Origin of the sequence: Lacticaseibacillus suibinensis (genome assembly GCF_003946175.1) — a bacterium.
GTDB lineage: Bacteria > Bacillota > Bacilli > Lactobacillales > Lactobacillaceae > Lacticaseibacillus > Lacticaseibacillus suibinensis.
On record NZ_RHOK01000006.1, the window covers coordinates 108,141 to 124,128 of the forward strand.

General features: G+C 54.2%; 14 protein-coding genes. 3 read left to right on the forward strand and 11 right to left on the reverse strand.

The window, feature by feature from the left end:
- Positions 1–238: 238 nt before the first annotated feature.
- Positions 239–445 carry a hypothetical protein gene (locus EKM90_RS04555; RefSeq protein WP_125580118.1) on the forward strand — a complete coding sequence of 69 codons (207 nt, stop codon included), beginning with the start codon at positions 239–241 and terminating at the stop codon, positions 443–445.
- A 51-nt stretch (positions 446–496) separates the two neighbouring features.
- Here EKM90_RS04555 and EKM90_RS04560 read toward each other — a convergent pair whose 3' ends face one another.
- Both EKM90_RS04560 and EKM90_RS04565 read right to left on the reverse strand, forming a co-directional pair.
- Entirely contained in the window at positions 497–1,552 is a 1,056-nt protein-coding gene (locus tag EKM90_RS04560) for an AI-2E family transporter (RefSeq protein WP_125580120.1), read from the reverse strand.
- Between the two features lie 77 nt (positions 1,553–1,629).
- Positions 1,630–2,325, reverse strand: coding sequence for a class A sortase (locus tag EKM90_RS04565; protein ID WP_225422722.1), 696 nt, complete (start codon positions 2,323–2,325; stop codon positions 1,630–1,632).
- Between the two features lie 239 nt (positions 2,326–2,564).
- Here EKM90_RS04565 and EKM90_RS04570 point away from each other — a divergent pair, with 239 nt between their 5' ends.
- Complete coding sequence (locus EKM90_RS04570; protein WP_125580122.1) at positions 2,565–3,935, forward strand: MFS transporter; 1,371 nt, start codon at positions 2,565–2,567, stop codon at positions 3,933–3,935.
- A gap of 180 nt (positions 3,936–4,115) precedes the next feature.
- Here EKM90_RS04570 and sfsA read toward each other — a convergent pair whose 3' ends face one another.
- The 4 genes from sfsA to EKM90_RS04590 all read right to left on the reverse strand — a co-directional run bounded on the left by sfsA (position 4,116) and on the right by EKM90_RS04590 (position 8,047).
- Positions 4,116–4,838 (reverse strand): DNA/RNA nuclease SfsA, encoded by a 723-nt coding sequence (gene sfsA / locus EKM90_RS04575; protein ID WP_125580125.1) that lies wholly within the window; start codon positions 4,836–4,838, stop codon positions 4,116–4,118.
- Between the two features lie 57 nt (positions 4,839–4,895).
- Positions 4,896–5,357 (reverse strand): universal stress protein, encoded by a 462-nt coding sequence (locus EKM90_RS04580; protein ID WP_125580127.1) that lies wholly within the window; start codon positions 5,355–5,357, stop codon positions 4,896–4,898.
- A gap of 656 nt (positions 5,358–6,013) precedes the next feature.
- A complete protein-coding gene (locus EKM90_RS04585; protein ID WP_164507851.1) occupies positions 6,014–7,105 on the reverse strand; it encodes a metallophosphoesterase family protein in 1,092 nt (363 codons plus the stop codon).
- Between the two features lie 30 nt (positions 7,106–7,135).
- Positions 7,136–8,047, reverse strand: a complete 912-nt coding sequence (locus EKM90_RS04590; protein WP_125580129.1) for a 1,4-dihydroxy-2-naphthoate polyprenyltransferase — start codon at positions 8,045–8,047, stop codon at positions 7,136–7,138.
- Between the two features lie 89 nt (positions 8,048–8,136).
- Here EKM90_RS04590 and EKM90_RS04595 point away from each other — a divergent pair, with 89 nt between their 5' ends.
- Entirely contained in the window at positions 8,137–9,093 is a 957-nt protein-coding gene (locus EKM90_RS04595; protein WP_125580131.1) for a polyprenyl synthetase family protein, read from the forward strand.
- 79 nt (positions 9,094–9,172) lie between these two features.
- On the opposite strand, the gene EKM90_RS04600 is transcribed toward EKM90_RS04595, so the two are convergent.
- From EKM90_RS04600 to EKM90_RS04620, 5 genes are read right to left on the reverse strand one after another with little or no spacing between them, the layout of a single operon-like run.
- A complete protein-coding gene (locus EKM90_RS04600) occupies positions 9,173–10,057 on the reverse strand; it encodes a GNAT family N-acetyltransferase (protein WP_164507852.1) in 885 nt (294 codons plus the stop codon).
- A 40-nt stretch (positions 10,058–10,097) separates the two neighbouring features.
- Positions 10,098–11,819 carry a thiol reductant ABC exporter subunit CydC gene (gene cydC, locus EKM90_RS04605; protein ID WP_125580139.1) on the reverse strand — a complete coding sequence of 574 codons (1,722 nt, stop codon included), beginning with the start codon at positions 11,817–11,819 and terminating at the stop codon, positions 10,098–10,100.
- On the reverse strand, positions 11,806–13,533 hold the full coding sequence (gene cydD / locus EKM90_RS04610; protein WP_125580141.1) for a thiol reductant ABC exporter subunit CydD: 1,728 nt from the start codon (positions 13,531–13,533) through the stop codon (positions 11,806–11,808). Before cydD ends, cydC begins: the two co-directional genes overlap by 14 nt.
- Positions 13,534–13,566: 33 nt before the next feature.
- Positions 13,567–14,565: a cytochrome d ubiquinol oxidase subunit II gene (cydB, locus tag EKM90_RS04615; protein WP_125580143.1), complete on the reverse strand. Its 999-nt coding sequence runs from the start codon at positions 14,563–14,565 to the stop codon at positions 13,567–13,569.
- Complete coding sequence (locus EKM90_RS04620; protein WP_125580145.1) at positions 14,562–15,983, reverse strand: cytochrome ubiquinol oxidase subunit I; 1,422 nt, start codon at positions 15,981–15,983, stop codon at positions 14,562–14,564. The genes cydB and EKM90_RS04620 overlap by 4 nt, the downstream gene beginning before the upstream one ends.
- Between the last annotated feature and the right edge of the window lie 5 nt (positions 15,984–15,988).

Below are 15,988 nucleotides of genomic sequence, written 5' to 3' on the forward strand. Positions count from 1 at the left end.
TTACCTCGCTTTTTATTTTTGCCAGCAAGCTGACTTTACAACGGTAAATTATAGCATAGTTTTCAGAAACTTTCGCGCAAAAACACGCTGTGAAGGGCGGCCGCTTGTTAACTGCGAGGCGCTCCACGAAGCATGCCAGTCCCGTGATGGCCGACTCGTTCCCAATTCGCCGAACGAGTTCGCTTTTCTTCGCCGCCACTGGGTAACTTCTGGTATAGTTTGAGCAGGAGGAATGCTCATGCGTAAATTTTGGCTCGCGGTAGTCGTCTTTTGGCTGCTTAGCATTGTGTATTTTATCGTGTACGTCAACGACCCGGCCTTGAGATTGGCAGTCGATCAAAGCAGCGCGCTTTCGATTATTCATGGCGTCATGGATATTCTGCTCATTGGCGGCGGTTTTGCCTTGATTGCGGGACTGTTGCATAAAATTTTTCATCGCCAGTAAAAATGGACGCTCTGCATCAAGCAGCGTCCATTTTATTTTGCTCATTCGACCTTACGCTTTAGGCTTGGATTGCGTTTGTTTTGGTAGTGACAATTTTTCTTGTGGCAGTTTCTTAACCCCGAGAATGTCCAAGATAAAGGTGAAGATGGGAATGCCGACAATCAGCCCCCAGGTGCCAAATAAGCGATCGCCCACCATCAGCACCACAAAGGTGAAAAACACGGGCAATTTGGTGCGACTGCTCATGAACTTAGGATTAAGCACATAGGTTTCCAGCAGGTGAATCACCACAATCATCACGACAATGGATAAGACGCCTTGCAGGCCGTTGACCGTGTAAGCAATGATCGACAGCGGCACCACCGAGATCATTGCCCCGGCGACAGGCACCAGCGACAGCAAGAACACCATGATGGCCAAACTAGGAATGTTAGGCATTTTCAAGAAAATCAGCGTGATTGTCGTGATCAGGGTGTTGACCAAAGCGATGAACAACTGGGCTTCAATCACCACCCCGAAGGAATTGATGAACTTATCGGCAAAATACATCACATCACTGAAATACCAGCCGAAGGTCGAGTGGGTGAACTTGGTGCCAAACCGCTGCAATTCATCGATTTCCATGGAGAAAAAGAAACTCAAGATGAGCGACAACACCAAGGTGACGCCCATCGCGCCGATGCTGCCAGCATAGGCCAACAGCGTAGCAAGCCAGTTTTTGAGCTGTTCATTCAAGTTCATCTGATTGAGCGCGTTCAGCAGCCATTGCATCGCTTGATTATCGGCGAAGGCCTTGCTGTTGTAAAAATCCGTCACCGAATTGACCAAGGTCACGGTTTGCTCCACGACCGCCGGCACATAGTGGATCACCGCATAGCCCATCGCCGCGAGAATGAGAATATAAAGCGGCGCCACCACTAAGACTGCTGGTACATGAATATGTTTGCGCAACGCCTTGATCAACCGCGTGACCAAAAAGGCAAAAATGAAGGTTAACAGCACGGTGCTCATCACACTGCGAGCCAGCCATAAAATCAGCACCAGGCTCAGCAGCACCGTGCCGCGGCGCACCTTTTCGTTCGCTAAGAATTGTTGATATCGAGTCATGTTCTCCTCCTCAGTGCGCGCTTATTATACCGCAAGCCTTACCCAAAGAAAAAAGCCGGACGCCGCCGGCTGAATGCCTAATTCGCTTTAAACACTTTGAGCTTGGCCTTGGTGGCTTTGTGGACGCTAACGAGTTCGCCACGCACCATAATTCGATCGGCCCGGGTTTTGGTCATCACTTCACAGGTAATCAGCGTAATGAGCTTTTGGCCTTTAACCGGATCGACCCACTGCACCTCATACTGGTCAATGTTGCGTTTATCCGTGACTTTATAACGGTAAACCTTGGTCATATCGGTCAGATAGACACTGTCGCCTTTTTTGACGTAACCCAGCGGGGAAAAGAGCACGCCTTTACTCGAAGTGTCATGCCCAGCCAAGGCGTAATTGCCTTCGCCCATTTTCTGATCCGCCGTCATGGTCGCAGCACCCACCGACAGGTTATTGTTGGAGAGGCCCTTCATAATTGGCAAATACAGCGACACCTTAGGAATCGCGATCATCCCAATGGCATCTTTGGTATTCATCGCGGCATTGCCCACGGCGCCGAGATCAAGGTCATCCACGGCGCCAAAATCGTAGTTGGCCTTCTTATTGTTGTTTTTGGCCACTGACTTTTTGTTGACGCCGTTGAGCGTGGAGCGACTCATGTAATCGACAATAAACAACTTGATTTGTTCATTGAAGACCATCGCCAACCCCAAAAGTAGCCCTAGCGTGAGGAGCACGCGCCAAGCCCATTTTTTTGCGCGTGATGGTTGTTTTTTTGCCAAATCCAACACCCTTTCCGTACATACTCATTAGTCCAATTATACCGTGCTAATGAATTGAGTACAACCGAATGGCCCAGGCTGTGGCACCGGCCACGCAACCGTTTGGGGTTAGTTCTGAATGGAAAAGATTGACCGACCAAACCGCAGGCCTAGCGCATCCCCTTGCATCTCAGTTTAGTATGATTATAATTGAACCGTTGTTAGGGTACCCTAACTCCCTGACTGAAAGGAAGTCACTCATGGCTCAATCGGTTCAATCTACTCCCCAACATTCGCACGCCGCTTTTATTGCAACGTTACTCACCGGCACCTTTGCCATGTCGATTTCCCAATCTTCGTTAAGTACCGCTTATCCAGCGTTTATGCGCAGCTTTAACTTAAGCGCTAGCACGGTGGCTTGGCTCACCACCGGGTTCATGCTGATGATGAGCTTGATGATTCCCGTTTCGCCTTGGCTTTTGAACAACGTGCCGTTCAACCGGCTCTTTCAGGCGGTCATTGTGATTTTCGCACTGGGCACGGCGTTATGTATTTGGGCGCCTAGTTTTGCCCTGCTCATGGTGGGCCGGCTCTTGGAGGCCGTCGCCGTTGGCATTATTTTTCCCAGTTATCAAACCGTCCTCCTGACGATCACACCGCGCGCCAGTCGCGGGCACACAATGGGCATCGCCGGGCTGGTGATGGGCTCGGCGCTGGCAGTCGGACCCATCATTTCTGGCGTGCTGTTGACCTGGTTCCCGTGGCGGGCGCTCTTTACTTTATTTTTGATTGTCTCGCTGTTGGTACTAGCCGCCGCCAGTTTCACCGTCCATGATGTCATGCCGCAACGGTTAACGCCACTGGATTGGCTTTCAGTCGGGCTAGCCGCAAGTTTCCCAGCTTTGCTCTATGTGCTCACTGAGGCGACGCACAGCGGAATGAGCGCACTGCTCTGGCTGATTTTGGTCCTGGCGGCAGCAGCCGCGGTTTGGTTCATTCACCGGCAGCTGCACGCCGCCAAACCACTGCTGCAGCTGCGCGTGTTTGCCACGCCGCTGTTTACAAAAGCCGTGTTAATGACCGGTATTTCCTACATTGCCTTGATTGTCACGACCATTGTGATGCCCCTATATTTCCAGCAAGTGCTGAAAGTGTCGCCATTAATCTCTGGCCTCGCTTTGGTCCCGGCGGCGCTACTACTCAGTGTGCTTAATCCACGGGCAGGGCAGCTACTGGATCAAATTGGCCCGCGGCGGACGATTGTAATTGGCATGAGTCTCATTATCGTTGGCTTTTTGCTGCTAGGCTTGCTGGTTGGGCAGATGCCACTGCCTGTCGCAATCTTCGGTGCGATGTTAACCGAAGCTGGGAATGCCTTTGTGATGATGCCGGCGACCACGGCTGGGGCCAATGCTTTGCCAAATGCGTTGATTTCAGACGGCACGGCTGCGGTCACAACTGTGCGCCAGCTGCTTGGCTCCAGCGGCGTGGCGATTGCGACCTTAATCCTCACCCAAGTTCAGCTGGCGACTGGGAGCGCGCTCACAGCCTTCACCACCACTTTCCTGACCTTTGCCGGGGTGGGCGCAATTGGCCTGCTGCTCGGGCTAACCCTACCTGATCATCGGTAAGCGAAGGGGCTAAGACAGTTTAGAAATGGTAACGCGCGCACAACTATTCCAGAACAGTACGAGCCAAAACGCAACGCCCTAGCCGTCTAAGCCAAGCGGCCTGCAAAGCCTAAGTTCGGGATTTACAGGCCGTTTGGCTTATACTCTGGGCTAAACGCATTTTGTCTCAGCCTCTTGGCATCAGTTGCGGACTTCTTGAAACGGCAGGTTTTCATCAAAATGAATCCGCGCCCCAAGGTTGATTTGGCCAGGCCCAGTGACACAGCGGTAAGCCAGCACTTTGACCCCGGCTGCTTTGGCTGCCGTGACGGCAGGCGCTAGCTCTGGAAACCGCTCGCGATAAATCGTCATGCGGTTGATCCCAGGCATTTGCACGACGAACACTAAGTACGCGCGGTAACCGGCTTGGGCCGCATGGGTCAACGTATGGACATGTTTCAAGCCGCGGGCAGTCGGCGCATCCGGAAAGGCGGCCAGGGTGCCATTGGCCAAAGTGACCCCTTTGACTTCGACAAACCAAGGTTGGCCGTTTTGCGCCTGGCCGGCAAAATCTAGGCGGGAATCGCGATATTTGGTTTCAGGATGCACGGCGTAAGGCAGCGGACACCCTGGCAGCTTTAACTGACCGGCCATTAAGGCACGCCGCACCACCCGGTTAGGCGCCAAGCTATCAATATTGATCCAGCGGCCATCGCGGCGCACCGCCAAGATATCATACGGGGTTTTTCGTGCCGGGTTGGCCGCGCGGCGAATACTGATTGGGGTCCCGACGCGCAGCAGCTCCTTATTGCGGCCAGTATTGCTGAGATGAGCGTTCACCACCTGCTGGCCCAGTTGCACCGTCACGGTGAAGCGACTGATGCGCGCAATCACATGCCCGATTTGAATCAAGTTTGCCATCATTTCTCCTCACGCAAAAACGAGGCAGCAAGCGCCGCCTCGTTTTTGCATCCAGCATCTTTACCGAACAATAATCACTGACGCGTCGGCTTCCCGCGCAATTTCACCAGCGACATGGCCGAGCCGTGAACGCCCGCGCCGTTCATGCGAACCCAAAATAATCAGATCTGGCTTGAACGCCGGTACAATTTCATCCAAAATCACGCCGGCGGGCTTGCCTTCCCCAATCAACGGTTGCACGTTTTGCGCGCCAAAAGCCTTGGCCTTCTCCACGTACGTATTGAGATGAGCGGCCATTTGACCGCGCCGTTCGCTCAGTAAATCAGGTGACAGCGATTGATAGATATTTAAGTCCCCGGTTTCAAGCACCGAAACGATGCCAAGCGGGATGTTGTAGATCTTGGCTAAGGTTGACGCGTAGTTGAACGCTTTGCGTGATGATTCATCATCATCATCATCAACCGCGAGCAACAAGCGGTTGTAATGCATCGACTCTACTTCAAAATCGTCTTCTGTTGCCATTGGAATGCCTCCTGTTTTTAGGCTTACCTAACAATGCTTATTATACACGCTTTGCTGCCCAAAACCAGGGCGCGCGAAATCATTAGGGTTATTATACCATGAAGTGCGCTGATCCCGTCTCTTGACCCCTAGAAGACACACAAATAGGCTTCAAATCGGATCTTGCACTAATCACGATTCGAAGCCCTTAGGAGTTGAGGCTGTTCTCGGTGTCTTGGTTTCGTTCATCTTGCTTAACTCTGATACTGCGACACCTCTATATCTATATTCACTTGTACGATCTGACGGCGAGAGGAACTTTGGTGCGGCCAGATAACTTGGCGTTGTTCGTTGTTATTCAATCAACCGATATGCACCCTAATCACGCTGTCATGCCGCTTGGATTACTGAGTCTTGTTATTAGACTCACACCTCCATTGTGCTGCTGATTTTGTTGGTAAGGTTCGGGTAATTCTTAAAACACTGGGTGGCACAGTACATACTGTACCTGGACTCTTCACTGCTCGGTGTTGGACAACCTCTCAGTTAATGAGCCGGTCTCTTGTGGATGGATCTTCCGAGAACCTCCCTTAACTCCACCTATAATATAGCACGGGTCGCTATTTTGTGCAAGCGCTTACTCGTTATTTATTTAATTGAGTTGTTCAACTGAATGACTAATATTCAAATTGGCGCAGCGGGCTGGCGGCCCCGTAACCAAAGAGTTTCAGGCGCCGACTTTGCGGCTCCACTGCCACCACATACCCACTGTATTCACTCGGTGTGTTGATCAGTCGGTTCCATTTGCGGTTATAATTCGTCGTCAATCCGTGCAGGCGGCCCATCAAGGCACTGCAGTTGAGCAGACTGTAATGGATACCGTTGATACGAAAGTCCTCTTCCGTGTGCCAATGCCCGGCCACGGCAGCAATGATCGTGCCATTTGTCTGCGTAAAATCAAACGTCGCCTGCCCGCCGAAATCGCCGTGCTCGCCAAATTGCACCTGTCCAGCCAACTTGGCATTAAAGGCCCGCAGCACTTCATGCACTTGCTTGCCGTTGTAACGCAAGCCTGGTTTGCCGCTGCGCGTCATCACTGGGGCGTGGCTCATGATCAAGACATCGCGACTGCCAGCGGTTTGCAAGGCATCAATCAGTTCTTGAATCTGGCCAGCAGTCATTGCCAGCGTTTTTTTCAAATCGTAGTTCTTACGGCCACTGATCCAGCGCACCGGCACATCAGAGGTATTCATGACAATGACACGGACATTGGCCCAGTCAAAATACGACAAGCCGTGGCGGCTAATGGTCGGGCCGCCCACTTGCAAACCCATCGGCCGCAGCACAGTTTCGTTGAAGACCCAGGGGTGGAAGCTGCCGGCAAAGCGCCGGTTACGTTCGGCGTATTTGTCATTGTCGTCGTGGTTCCCTTTGGCAATCACATAAGGCAGGCTGTCGGCTTCGTAGTCCGCCACGATATTGCGCAGCCGCCATAAGGTCAGAAACGACGGCTCCGAGCCATCCACCAAATCGCCCAAGTGAATCCGCCAGTCAATCGGCAGCTCCCCGGCCAGCCAGTGCTGCTCTTGCACATGCCAGTATCCATTCGGGCCGTAAAAGGTGCGCGAAAAAGCCGTGCGATCATGGGTGTCGGTGATGACCGCCATGTTCAACCCGGACTTGCTCAGCTGCGGCCGCACCCAGTCGGCAAAGGCCGTCAGATCTTTTTTAGCAAAATGGCGAATCGAGATATTTTGGTGACGCAACATGGCAATTCCTCCTCAGGGGCTACCGCCCGTTTAAATATGGGTCCACACGCCTAGGCCTACCGCCACGACCAGTGCCAGGGTGGTCAGCAGCAAGTTTTTCACGGCTAATTTGAACGTTTTTTGCTTGTCGGGATTGGCTTCAAACCCGCGCACGTTTTTGATGACCACTGGCGCCGTTAAAATCGCCAGCAGCGCCAATTTTGGCAAGGCCTGCGCCGCCACCGCCAGCAACAGTAAGATATAGCCAGCGGTATACAACGCCTTAAAGAGCAACAAGCTCTTTTGGCGGCCCAAGTAGTACACAATGGTGCGCCGGCCCAGCGCCTTGTCCTCGGCCTCATCGGCGATGTTGTTAGCCAAAAGAAGCGCAGCAATCGCGGCTTGCGCCAGCCCGGAAGCCAGAAACACCGGCCAAGCAAACGCCGATAGTGGGGCTTGACTAAAGGCATTCACATACACAGCAATCAAGGTAATCACAAAGCCCATGGTAAAGCCGCTGAAAAACTCCCCGAATGGCGTGGTCGAAATGGGCCGTGGTCCGCCGGCATAGCCGAAACCTACAGCAAAGCTAAACAACCCCAGCCACAAAAGCGGCCAACCCGTGCGACTTACCATCCATAGCCCTAAAATGGCGCTGACCGTCATCATGAAGGCAATCAGCCAGCCAATGGTGCGGGGATTGAGGTGCTCTCTGCCAATGATATTCGTTTTTTCTCGAAAGGCCAAGGCTTGGGTTTTCGTGGCCCGCCGGTAGTCCTGATAATTGTCATTGGCATCCACCGCCATGTTAAACAGCAGCATCGCAATGAAAAAAATGATCAGCTCGGGCAGATGGAGCACATGATAATGATACCAAGCATACAAGGTCCCAAGCAAAAACGGAAACACCGAGGCCGTCTTAGCCTTCAGTTCCACGAGTTCAAAAAATACCGCTGGTCGCATGAAACACTCCTTTTTGAGGGCGACTTGACTTGCCCCCACCGCTTTTTTTAGCTAAAGTTAAATTATAATCATTTCAATGGAGGCCCATCATGGTCAAAGCCGCTTGGCTGCGTTACCCGGAAATCTATCCAAAGCTCACGGCCGTGCAGGCGCGGCTTAAAACCGCCAGCCAGTTGCGCGTGCCTGCCGTCAACGCCCGGGTGCAGGCCCAAATCAATGCCGGCGGTAAAATGCTCCGCAGCGGCCTCATGTTCATGCTAGCGCGTTTTCATGACCTTGACAATCCATCGCTAGTCGCAGCCGGCGCCGCGATTGAAACGCTGCATCTGGCCACGCTGATTCACGATGACGTGCTGGATCACGCCGACCGCCGCCGCGGGCAAACCACCATATCGCAAGAATCTGGCAACCAAGCGGCGATATACGCCGGTGACTACCTGTTTGCCGTGTATTTTCAGCTCCTGGCCGAAGCCGCGCCAGACGTGGCTAATGTCGGTCGCAACGCGCGCGTGATGCGCCGGCTTTTGCTCGGGGAACTGGATCAAAATGCCGTGCGCCGCGACCAGCCGATCACGATTCACCAATACCTGCGGCAAATCAGTGGTAAAACCGCAGCGTTATTTGAGCTAGCGGCCTGGCAAGGCGCCACGCTGAGCGGAGCCTCCGCGGCCGAATGCCAGGCCGCGGCGCGCTACGGCCATGCAGTGGGCATGGCTTTTCAAATGACCGATGACTTACTGGATTACACCACGACTGCCGGCAAACCGGGCCTCGAAGACTTGCAAAACGGCATCTATACGTTGCCCGTCTTGTACGCCTTGGCCCAGGCGCCTGAGCTGCAGCCGTTGCTCTTGGCCGCCCAAACCGATTCAGCCGCTAGAGCCGAAGCGGCGGCGCAGATTCGTCAGCTGGGCCTGCCGCAAGCCCAACACCTGGCGGCGCGCTATACCGAAAAGGCCCTGGCAGCGCTGCAGGCGTTTCCGGCCGGTCAGGCGCGGGGCGACCTGATGAATTTAACCCAGGCCCTCCTCACCCGGCGGCAATAATCCCGGACCTTAAGCGGAAAGAAGCCAGCCGGCCAGCCTTTAATGGTGGTCGGCTGGCTTTTTTGTCCGCTCAAATCCTCTAGAGGCCCCAGCGGCTACCGGTTTGCGGCGTCAAATAGTAGACCGTGGTTTCAATTTGAAACCCGGCTTTTTGATAGACATGTAAGGCTGCCGGATTAGTGTTCTCAACCCCTAATTTCAAGGCCCTTCTGCGGGTGTGCGCCAAAGTCACCATCAGCTGGGCCAAAAAGCGCTGGCCCAGACCTTGGCCGCGAAAACGCGCCGCGATAAACAGCCCGAACAAATAATCATAAGCGCCGTAATCGACCCCACAGTAGCCGATAATCTGGCCCTGATAGTGACCCACATAAGGCGCGTTGTGCGTTGAGCTCAGATTTGCCTCAAGGTAGCGCCGCGCCTCAGCTTCATCGACCTCGGGAAAGGCCTCACAATACGCAGGCAGCAGGGCCGAAATTTCGGCCGGTTGCAGCTTGGCCACCGTGATGGCAGGATCCGGCGTTGCTGGTTGCTGCGCCGGCGCGACTAACTGATATTCAAACTCGGCCTCGCGTTGCAGCTGATTATGGGCAGCAAACGCTGGGGCCTTAGCCAAAAAACCTTGCTCGGTCATGAATTCAACCTGGTCGTAGCCGGCTTGCCTCAGTACCGCCGCTGCTGCCTGCCACAACTGGCTAGCAATGCCGCGCCGGCGCCAGTTTGGATGCACGTTAAGGGTCACATCCACTAAGCCACCTGGTGCCTCATCGGCGTAAAGTGTCACCAGCCCCACTAAGCCTGAATCCACATAAGCCAAGAAAAACGCCGGCATGGTTAAGTCGACGTTGAACTGATTACTCAGATAAGGATCCCTGGCGCTGCCATCTGCCGCCTGCACCGCCGCCAACAGCGTCTGGGCCGCCGTCCTTTGGCCTGAGCTAAGCTGCGCGGTTTGCTCAATTTGCATTGCTGATGCCCCCTCAAATTCAATTGCGCTTAGTGTACCATTAAATCTCCCCAGCATCTAAGGCATACAAATGGCGATACCGCGCACTGGTTGCCAGCAGGTCTTGCGGACGGCCTTGCAGCGTCAGGTGGCCGGCTTCAAGAAACAGCACCTGATCACAGCGGTCAACGCCTTGCAAGTGATGGGTCACCCAGAGGACTGTTTTGTCCTTCAGCACCGCAAACATCGTGGCCACCAGCGCCTGTTCCGTAATGGGATCAAGCCCCACCGTCGGCTCATCGAGCAGCACGATTGGCGCATCCTGCAGTAAAATTCGCGCCAGCGCCAAGCGCTGCCGCTGCCCGCCGGAGAAGGCAAACCCCGCCTCTTCGACTGGGGTGTCCGCGCCTTGCGGCAAGCTGGCCACCAACTGATCGAGCTGGACGGCTTTCAGTGCGGCCCAGACCTCATCATCGCTTGCAGTTTCGTTCCCTAACCGCACGTTGTTGGCCACTGAAGTATTAAACAAAAATGGACTTTGATCCAGCACAGCAAACAATTGCGGCCGCACGCTTTGATATTGCAACACCGACTGGCCATCCAGCAGCACTTGACCACTGGTGGCGGTCAAATCCCCTAACACCAACTGAAGCAAGGTCGTTTTGCCCATCCCACTGGGCCCAAGCAGTGCGATTTTCTCGCCCCGCTTCATCGTTAAATCAACGCCGCTGATCAGTTCCGGCGCCGCGTCATTGTAGCGAAAATGCACGTCAGACAACGTTAACGCCTGCACTTGCGTTGGTGCGGCTAATTGTGCCGGCAACGGGCGCTCACTGGGCGTCAGATCATTCAAGTGTTGCAGCGCGCCTTGGTAGGTGGGCCATTCGCCTACGCCCTGGGCCACGTTTGAAAAGGCCATCGCTAACGGGAACATCACCAGTGCAAAGCTGCCGATCCAATTGGCCGCCATTTGACCGCCGCCGAACCGAGCTGCGGACCACCACAGCAGCGCCGCTGGAATCAGACCAAAGGCCAGATCACCGCAGAAATCGCGCAACCATTGGAACTTGCGGCTAGTATGGGTCGACGCCGCTAACGCCGTGGCCGCCTGCGTGGCCTGCTGGAGAAAGGCCTGCTCATGATGGGTAATCGTCCAATCACTGAGGCCCAAGGTCGCATCAGTCAAATCGCCATACGCCTGCTGGGTCAAAGCTTTTTGGCGTTGCTTACGCTTTTTCTCCACCAGCAGACCCCACCAAGGAATCAGAATCAGCTGCACTAACAAAAGTAGCAAAATCCACAGTGCAAAGCCCCAGTCGAAAATTCCCAGTCCCACCGTGATGAGCAGGCTCAACCCGCCAGCCACCACGGTGGGAAAAATCGCGCGTAAGTATAAATTCTGAATGTGACCAATATCATCCGCCAGCAAACTCAGCAAGTCGCCAGTGCGCCGGTGTTCTTGCCAAAAAGCGGCATCGGTTTCCAGCACCTGATACAGCTTGCGCCGCATGTGACTGGTCACGCGCAGCACCCAGTTATGGCTGGTGAGGCGCTCCAGATATTGAAACACCGGGCGGCCAATCCCAAACGCCCGCGTCAGCACCACTGGCACGTAAATCGCCGCAAACAGCGGCTGCCGCGCGGAAAAGTCAATTAAGTAACCGGAAGTAAACATCAACGCCCCGGCGCAGACAAACGTTAAAATCCCCAACGTCAGCGACCAAAACAAAAGCCACCGATATCGTTTCAAATCGGGTTTCACCCAGTGATCATGCTTGAACATGTGCTTCCCCCTTCATCTGCGCCACCAAGGCCTGGTAAGCGGCGGAATGGGCCGCTAGCTCCGCCGGCGCGCCTTGGGCCACGATTTGGCCCTGAGCGAGCACGATGACCCAGTCCATCTGATTGAGCCAGTGCAGCCGGTGGGTGGCAAAAATCACCAGCCGGCCTTCAAACAGCGGCAGCATCGTTGCTTTGAGCTCAGATTCAGTTTCAATATCCAAATGCGCCGTGGGTTCATCAAACAGCCAAATGCGCCGCTCCTTGGCCAGCAGCGTGCGCGCTAAGGCGATACGCTGGGCCTGACCGCCTGAAACACCGCGGCCGCCTTCACCAATGCGAGTCGCTAACCCCTCAGGCAGCGTCCCTAGCCAATCGCTGAGGCCGGCTTCGCTTGCCGCTTGTCGCACTGCCGCAGCGCTGGCTTCAGGTTGATAAAAGCGAATGTTCGCTGCAATCGTGTTGGCAAACAAATAAGGATTTTGTGGAATGTAGGACAGATGCTCCTGCCACGCTGGCTGAGCCAAATGAGCAAGTCTCGTACCATTCAGCGTAAAGGACTCACCTTCGGGCTGTAAGAAGCCACCAATCAGGTTCAGCAAGGTTGACTTGCCGGAACCACTCGCCCCAATAATCGCCACCTTCTGGCCTTCATGCAAGGTAAAGCTGGCCTGCTTGATGCCATCGGCGCGGTCCGGGTACTGAAAAGTCAGGTCGCTGGCGGTTAATGTCAGCGGGCCGGCCAATTCTGGTTGATGCGTAGCTGGTTGCGGTACCGGCAGCGCCAGCAATTGCCAAATCGCAGTCAGCGCGTTTTTCCCATTCAAAGTGGCGTGATAGTCACTGCCAAATTCGCGAATCGGCATGAAATACTCTGGCGCCAAAATCAACGCCACCAGCGCCGGGTACAAGCTCAGCTTACCGTTCAGCAAGTCAATGCCCATGAACACCGCAATCACCGCGATCGACAGGGTGGCAAAAAAGTCCATCGCAAAGCTCGACAGCATCGCAATCCGCAGCACCTTCATGGTTTGCTTGCGGTAATCTTCCGAGACGGTGTAGACATTTTGGGCGTATTGTTTGCTAATGCCCATCAACTGCAAGGTCTTCAGTCCCCGGAGCGAGTCAATGAAGTGATTGCTCATACGCTGAAACCCGGCATACTGGCGTTCGGATTCATCTCGCGCTGCCATGCCCAGAATCACCATGAACAAAATAATGACAGGAAACATAATAAGCAGCGCAATGCCGGCGAGGTGCTGCTGCATGAAGATGTACCCCACTAACACCCAGGGAATGATCATCATGCTGAGTACTTTATTCAAAATCAGTTCAATATAATTTTGCGTTTCACTCACGCCGTCCAGCGCCATGGTCACCAAATTGCCGGTGCCTTCCTGCGCCACTGCCTGCGGCCCCAGCGCGTACACCTGGGCCAACAGCCGGGTTTGTAGGGCACTGGCCGCGCGCCGCGCATAATGCTCCGCTAAGGCGCTGCGCCCCCAAGTAATGGCTTGGCGCCCAGCATAAGCCAGCCCAAAACCTAGGATATAAGGCACCAGTCCCGCCATGGGGAGCAAATGCCAAGCGTGAACAATCCCTGCTGCAAGAAAATGCCCTTGGCCTAAAATAACAAATGCCTGCCCCAGCGTAAGCGCGGCAAGCATCAGCATAATTTTTCGGATTCCAGGCAGCTGCAACAATCGTTTATCGATCATGCGTGCCTCCTTAAAAATATCATTCGTTCAGGTTTACTTGGCCGCCACGCGCTTGTGGAACACGACATAGCTCCAAATGAAGTAGCCCAGTGCAATCGGCAACAAAATGCAGGTCACAACAGTCATAATGGTCAGCGTCAACGGACTCGCCGAAGCATCCTGAATCAAGATGGAATGGGCCGGATTAGCCCCAATCATCACCCGCGGGAATAAGCCATTGAAAATCAATGCCACGACCAAGGCCAACCCAGCGCCACTGCTGATAAAGGACAGCAGTTCGCGGTCCTTCACAGCACCGTAATGCGCTGCGACAGCGGCAACCACAATCAAGATCACAATCAAAGTGGTAGACACCGGCCGCGCTTTAAAGAAATCGGTCATAAAGAAGACCAGCGCCGCAAACACCACTTCACCGGCATAAAGGACCCAAGCCAGTTTGGCGTTCAGCGCCCGCGCGCGTTGGCGCAATGGGCCTTCGGTTTTCAGGCGGATAAAGTTGAGGCCATGCATCAGGCACATCAGCACCACGGCCACCCCACCAACAAGCGTCAGCAAGTTGACCTGGTTGCCAAAGGTCGCAAATACATTGCCCGCCTGGTCGATAGGGAGCGGCTGAATAATCGCGGTGAAAATCATGCCGAGGAAAAACGGCGGGATGATGCTGCCAAAGAACAGGGCCCACCGCCAGATGCTGCGGCCACGCGCGGTTTCCGCATGGGCGGCGAATTCGAAAGCCACCCCGCGAATGATTAAGCCAACCAGCACAATGAAAAACAAGAGATAGAAACCAGAAAATAGGCTGGCGTACCACAGTGGATAAGAGGCAAACATCGCCCCCCCTGCTGTAATCAGCCACACTTCATTGCCATCCCAATGCGGGCCGATGGTGCTGACCAGTTGGGTGCGTTCAGCTTCGTCATGGGCCAACAGCCGCGTGGCCATCCCCACCCCAAAGTCGAAGCCGTCAAGGAAGAAGAAGCCGATAAACAGCACGGCGAGCAGTAAAAACCATAACAATTGCAAGGCTGTCATTTAGCAAACGCCTCCTTTGCAAAGGGATCGCTGGTACCGTAATCCGTATCCAGTGGTCCATCTGGTCCTTGCTTCAAGACTCGGCGGCAGTAGTAAATCATGACCCCACCCAGCATCGTGAATAACAGGAAGTAAACGATGTTGGTGATGAGTAGCTGCGGCACTGTCGTCGTTGGCGACACAGCGTCGGCAATGGTGTAGAGGCCATAGACAACCCATGGATAGCGACCCAGTTCGGTAATGAACCAGCCCGCCGTATTGATAATGAATGGCAACCACAGCGCCAACCCTAGTAGATAAAGCAACCAACGTTGATTGAGCAAAGTGTCCTTCTTCTTGCGGGAGAACCACAGCCCCAGCACGGCGAGCAGTGCCAGCAGCACCCCACCGCCAGCCATCACCCGAAATGACCAGAACAGGGTCTTGACTGGCACATAGTAATCCTTATCCTTGCCGTATTTTTTCTGCAGCTCAGCATTGACGGTGTCCATGCCTTTCACGCTGCCGTTTGCTTTATGGTAAGACAGCAAACTCAGCAAATACGGAATTTCGATATTACCTTTAACCGTATGCTTTTTGGTATCAATCAATTCCACCAAGGTCCAAGCCGCCGGGTCGCCGGTATCCTTGTAAATGCCTTCGGTGGCGGCAAACTTCATCGGTTGGTCCTTGATGATGAATTGCGTCTGGGTGTCGCCCACGCCAATCGCGCCCACAACGGACACCAAGCCGACAATTAAGCCCACGCGCAGCGACTTTTGGAAAAAGTCAACGTCACGCTTTTTCAGCAGTTGCCAGGCCGCCATCCCGACCACCGCAAAGCTCGCCGTGGTGAAGGCGCCAAAAATGACATGTGGAAATTCGACCCACAGCTGCGGATTCAAGATCACCGCACCAAAGTCCACCAGTTTCACCCGCCCCGTGGCCGGATTGATGGCAAACCCAGTGGGATGCTGCATGAACGAGTTCGCACTTAAAATCCAAATCGCACTCAGCGTCGTGCCGAGCCAGACGAACCAAATCAGCGCCGCATGGGCCGCTGGTTTGAACCGGTCCCAAGTAAACATCCACAGGCCGATGAAGGTAGATTCCATGAAGAACGCCAGCAGCGCTTCGATCGCCAGCGGCGCCCCGAAGATATCGCCCATGAACCGCGAATAATTCGACCAGTTCATCCCAAACTGAAATTCTTGGATGATCCCGGTGACCACCCCAACAGCAAAACTCAAAAGAAAAATCCGGCCCCAGAACTTGGCCATTTTTAAATAGACTGCCTGCTTTTTGCGGACATACAGTGTCTCCATAATGGCAGTTAACAGCGCCATGCCGATGGAAAACGGCACGAAGAAGAAATGAAACACTGTGGTCATGGCAAATTGAAAGCGGGCAAGGTCGAGCACGGTTAAACCTGCAAGCATGCTTA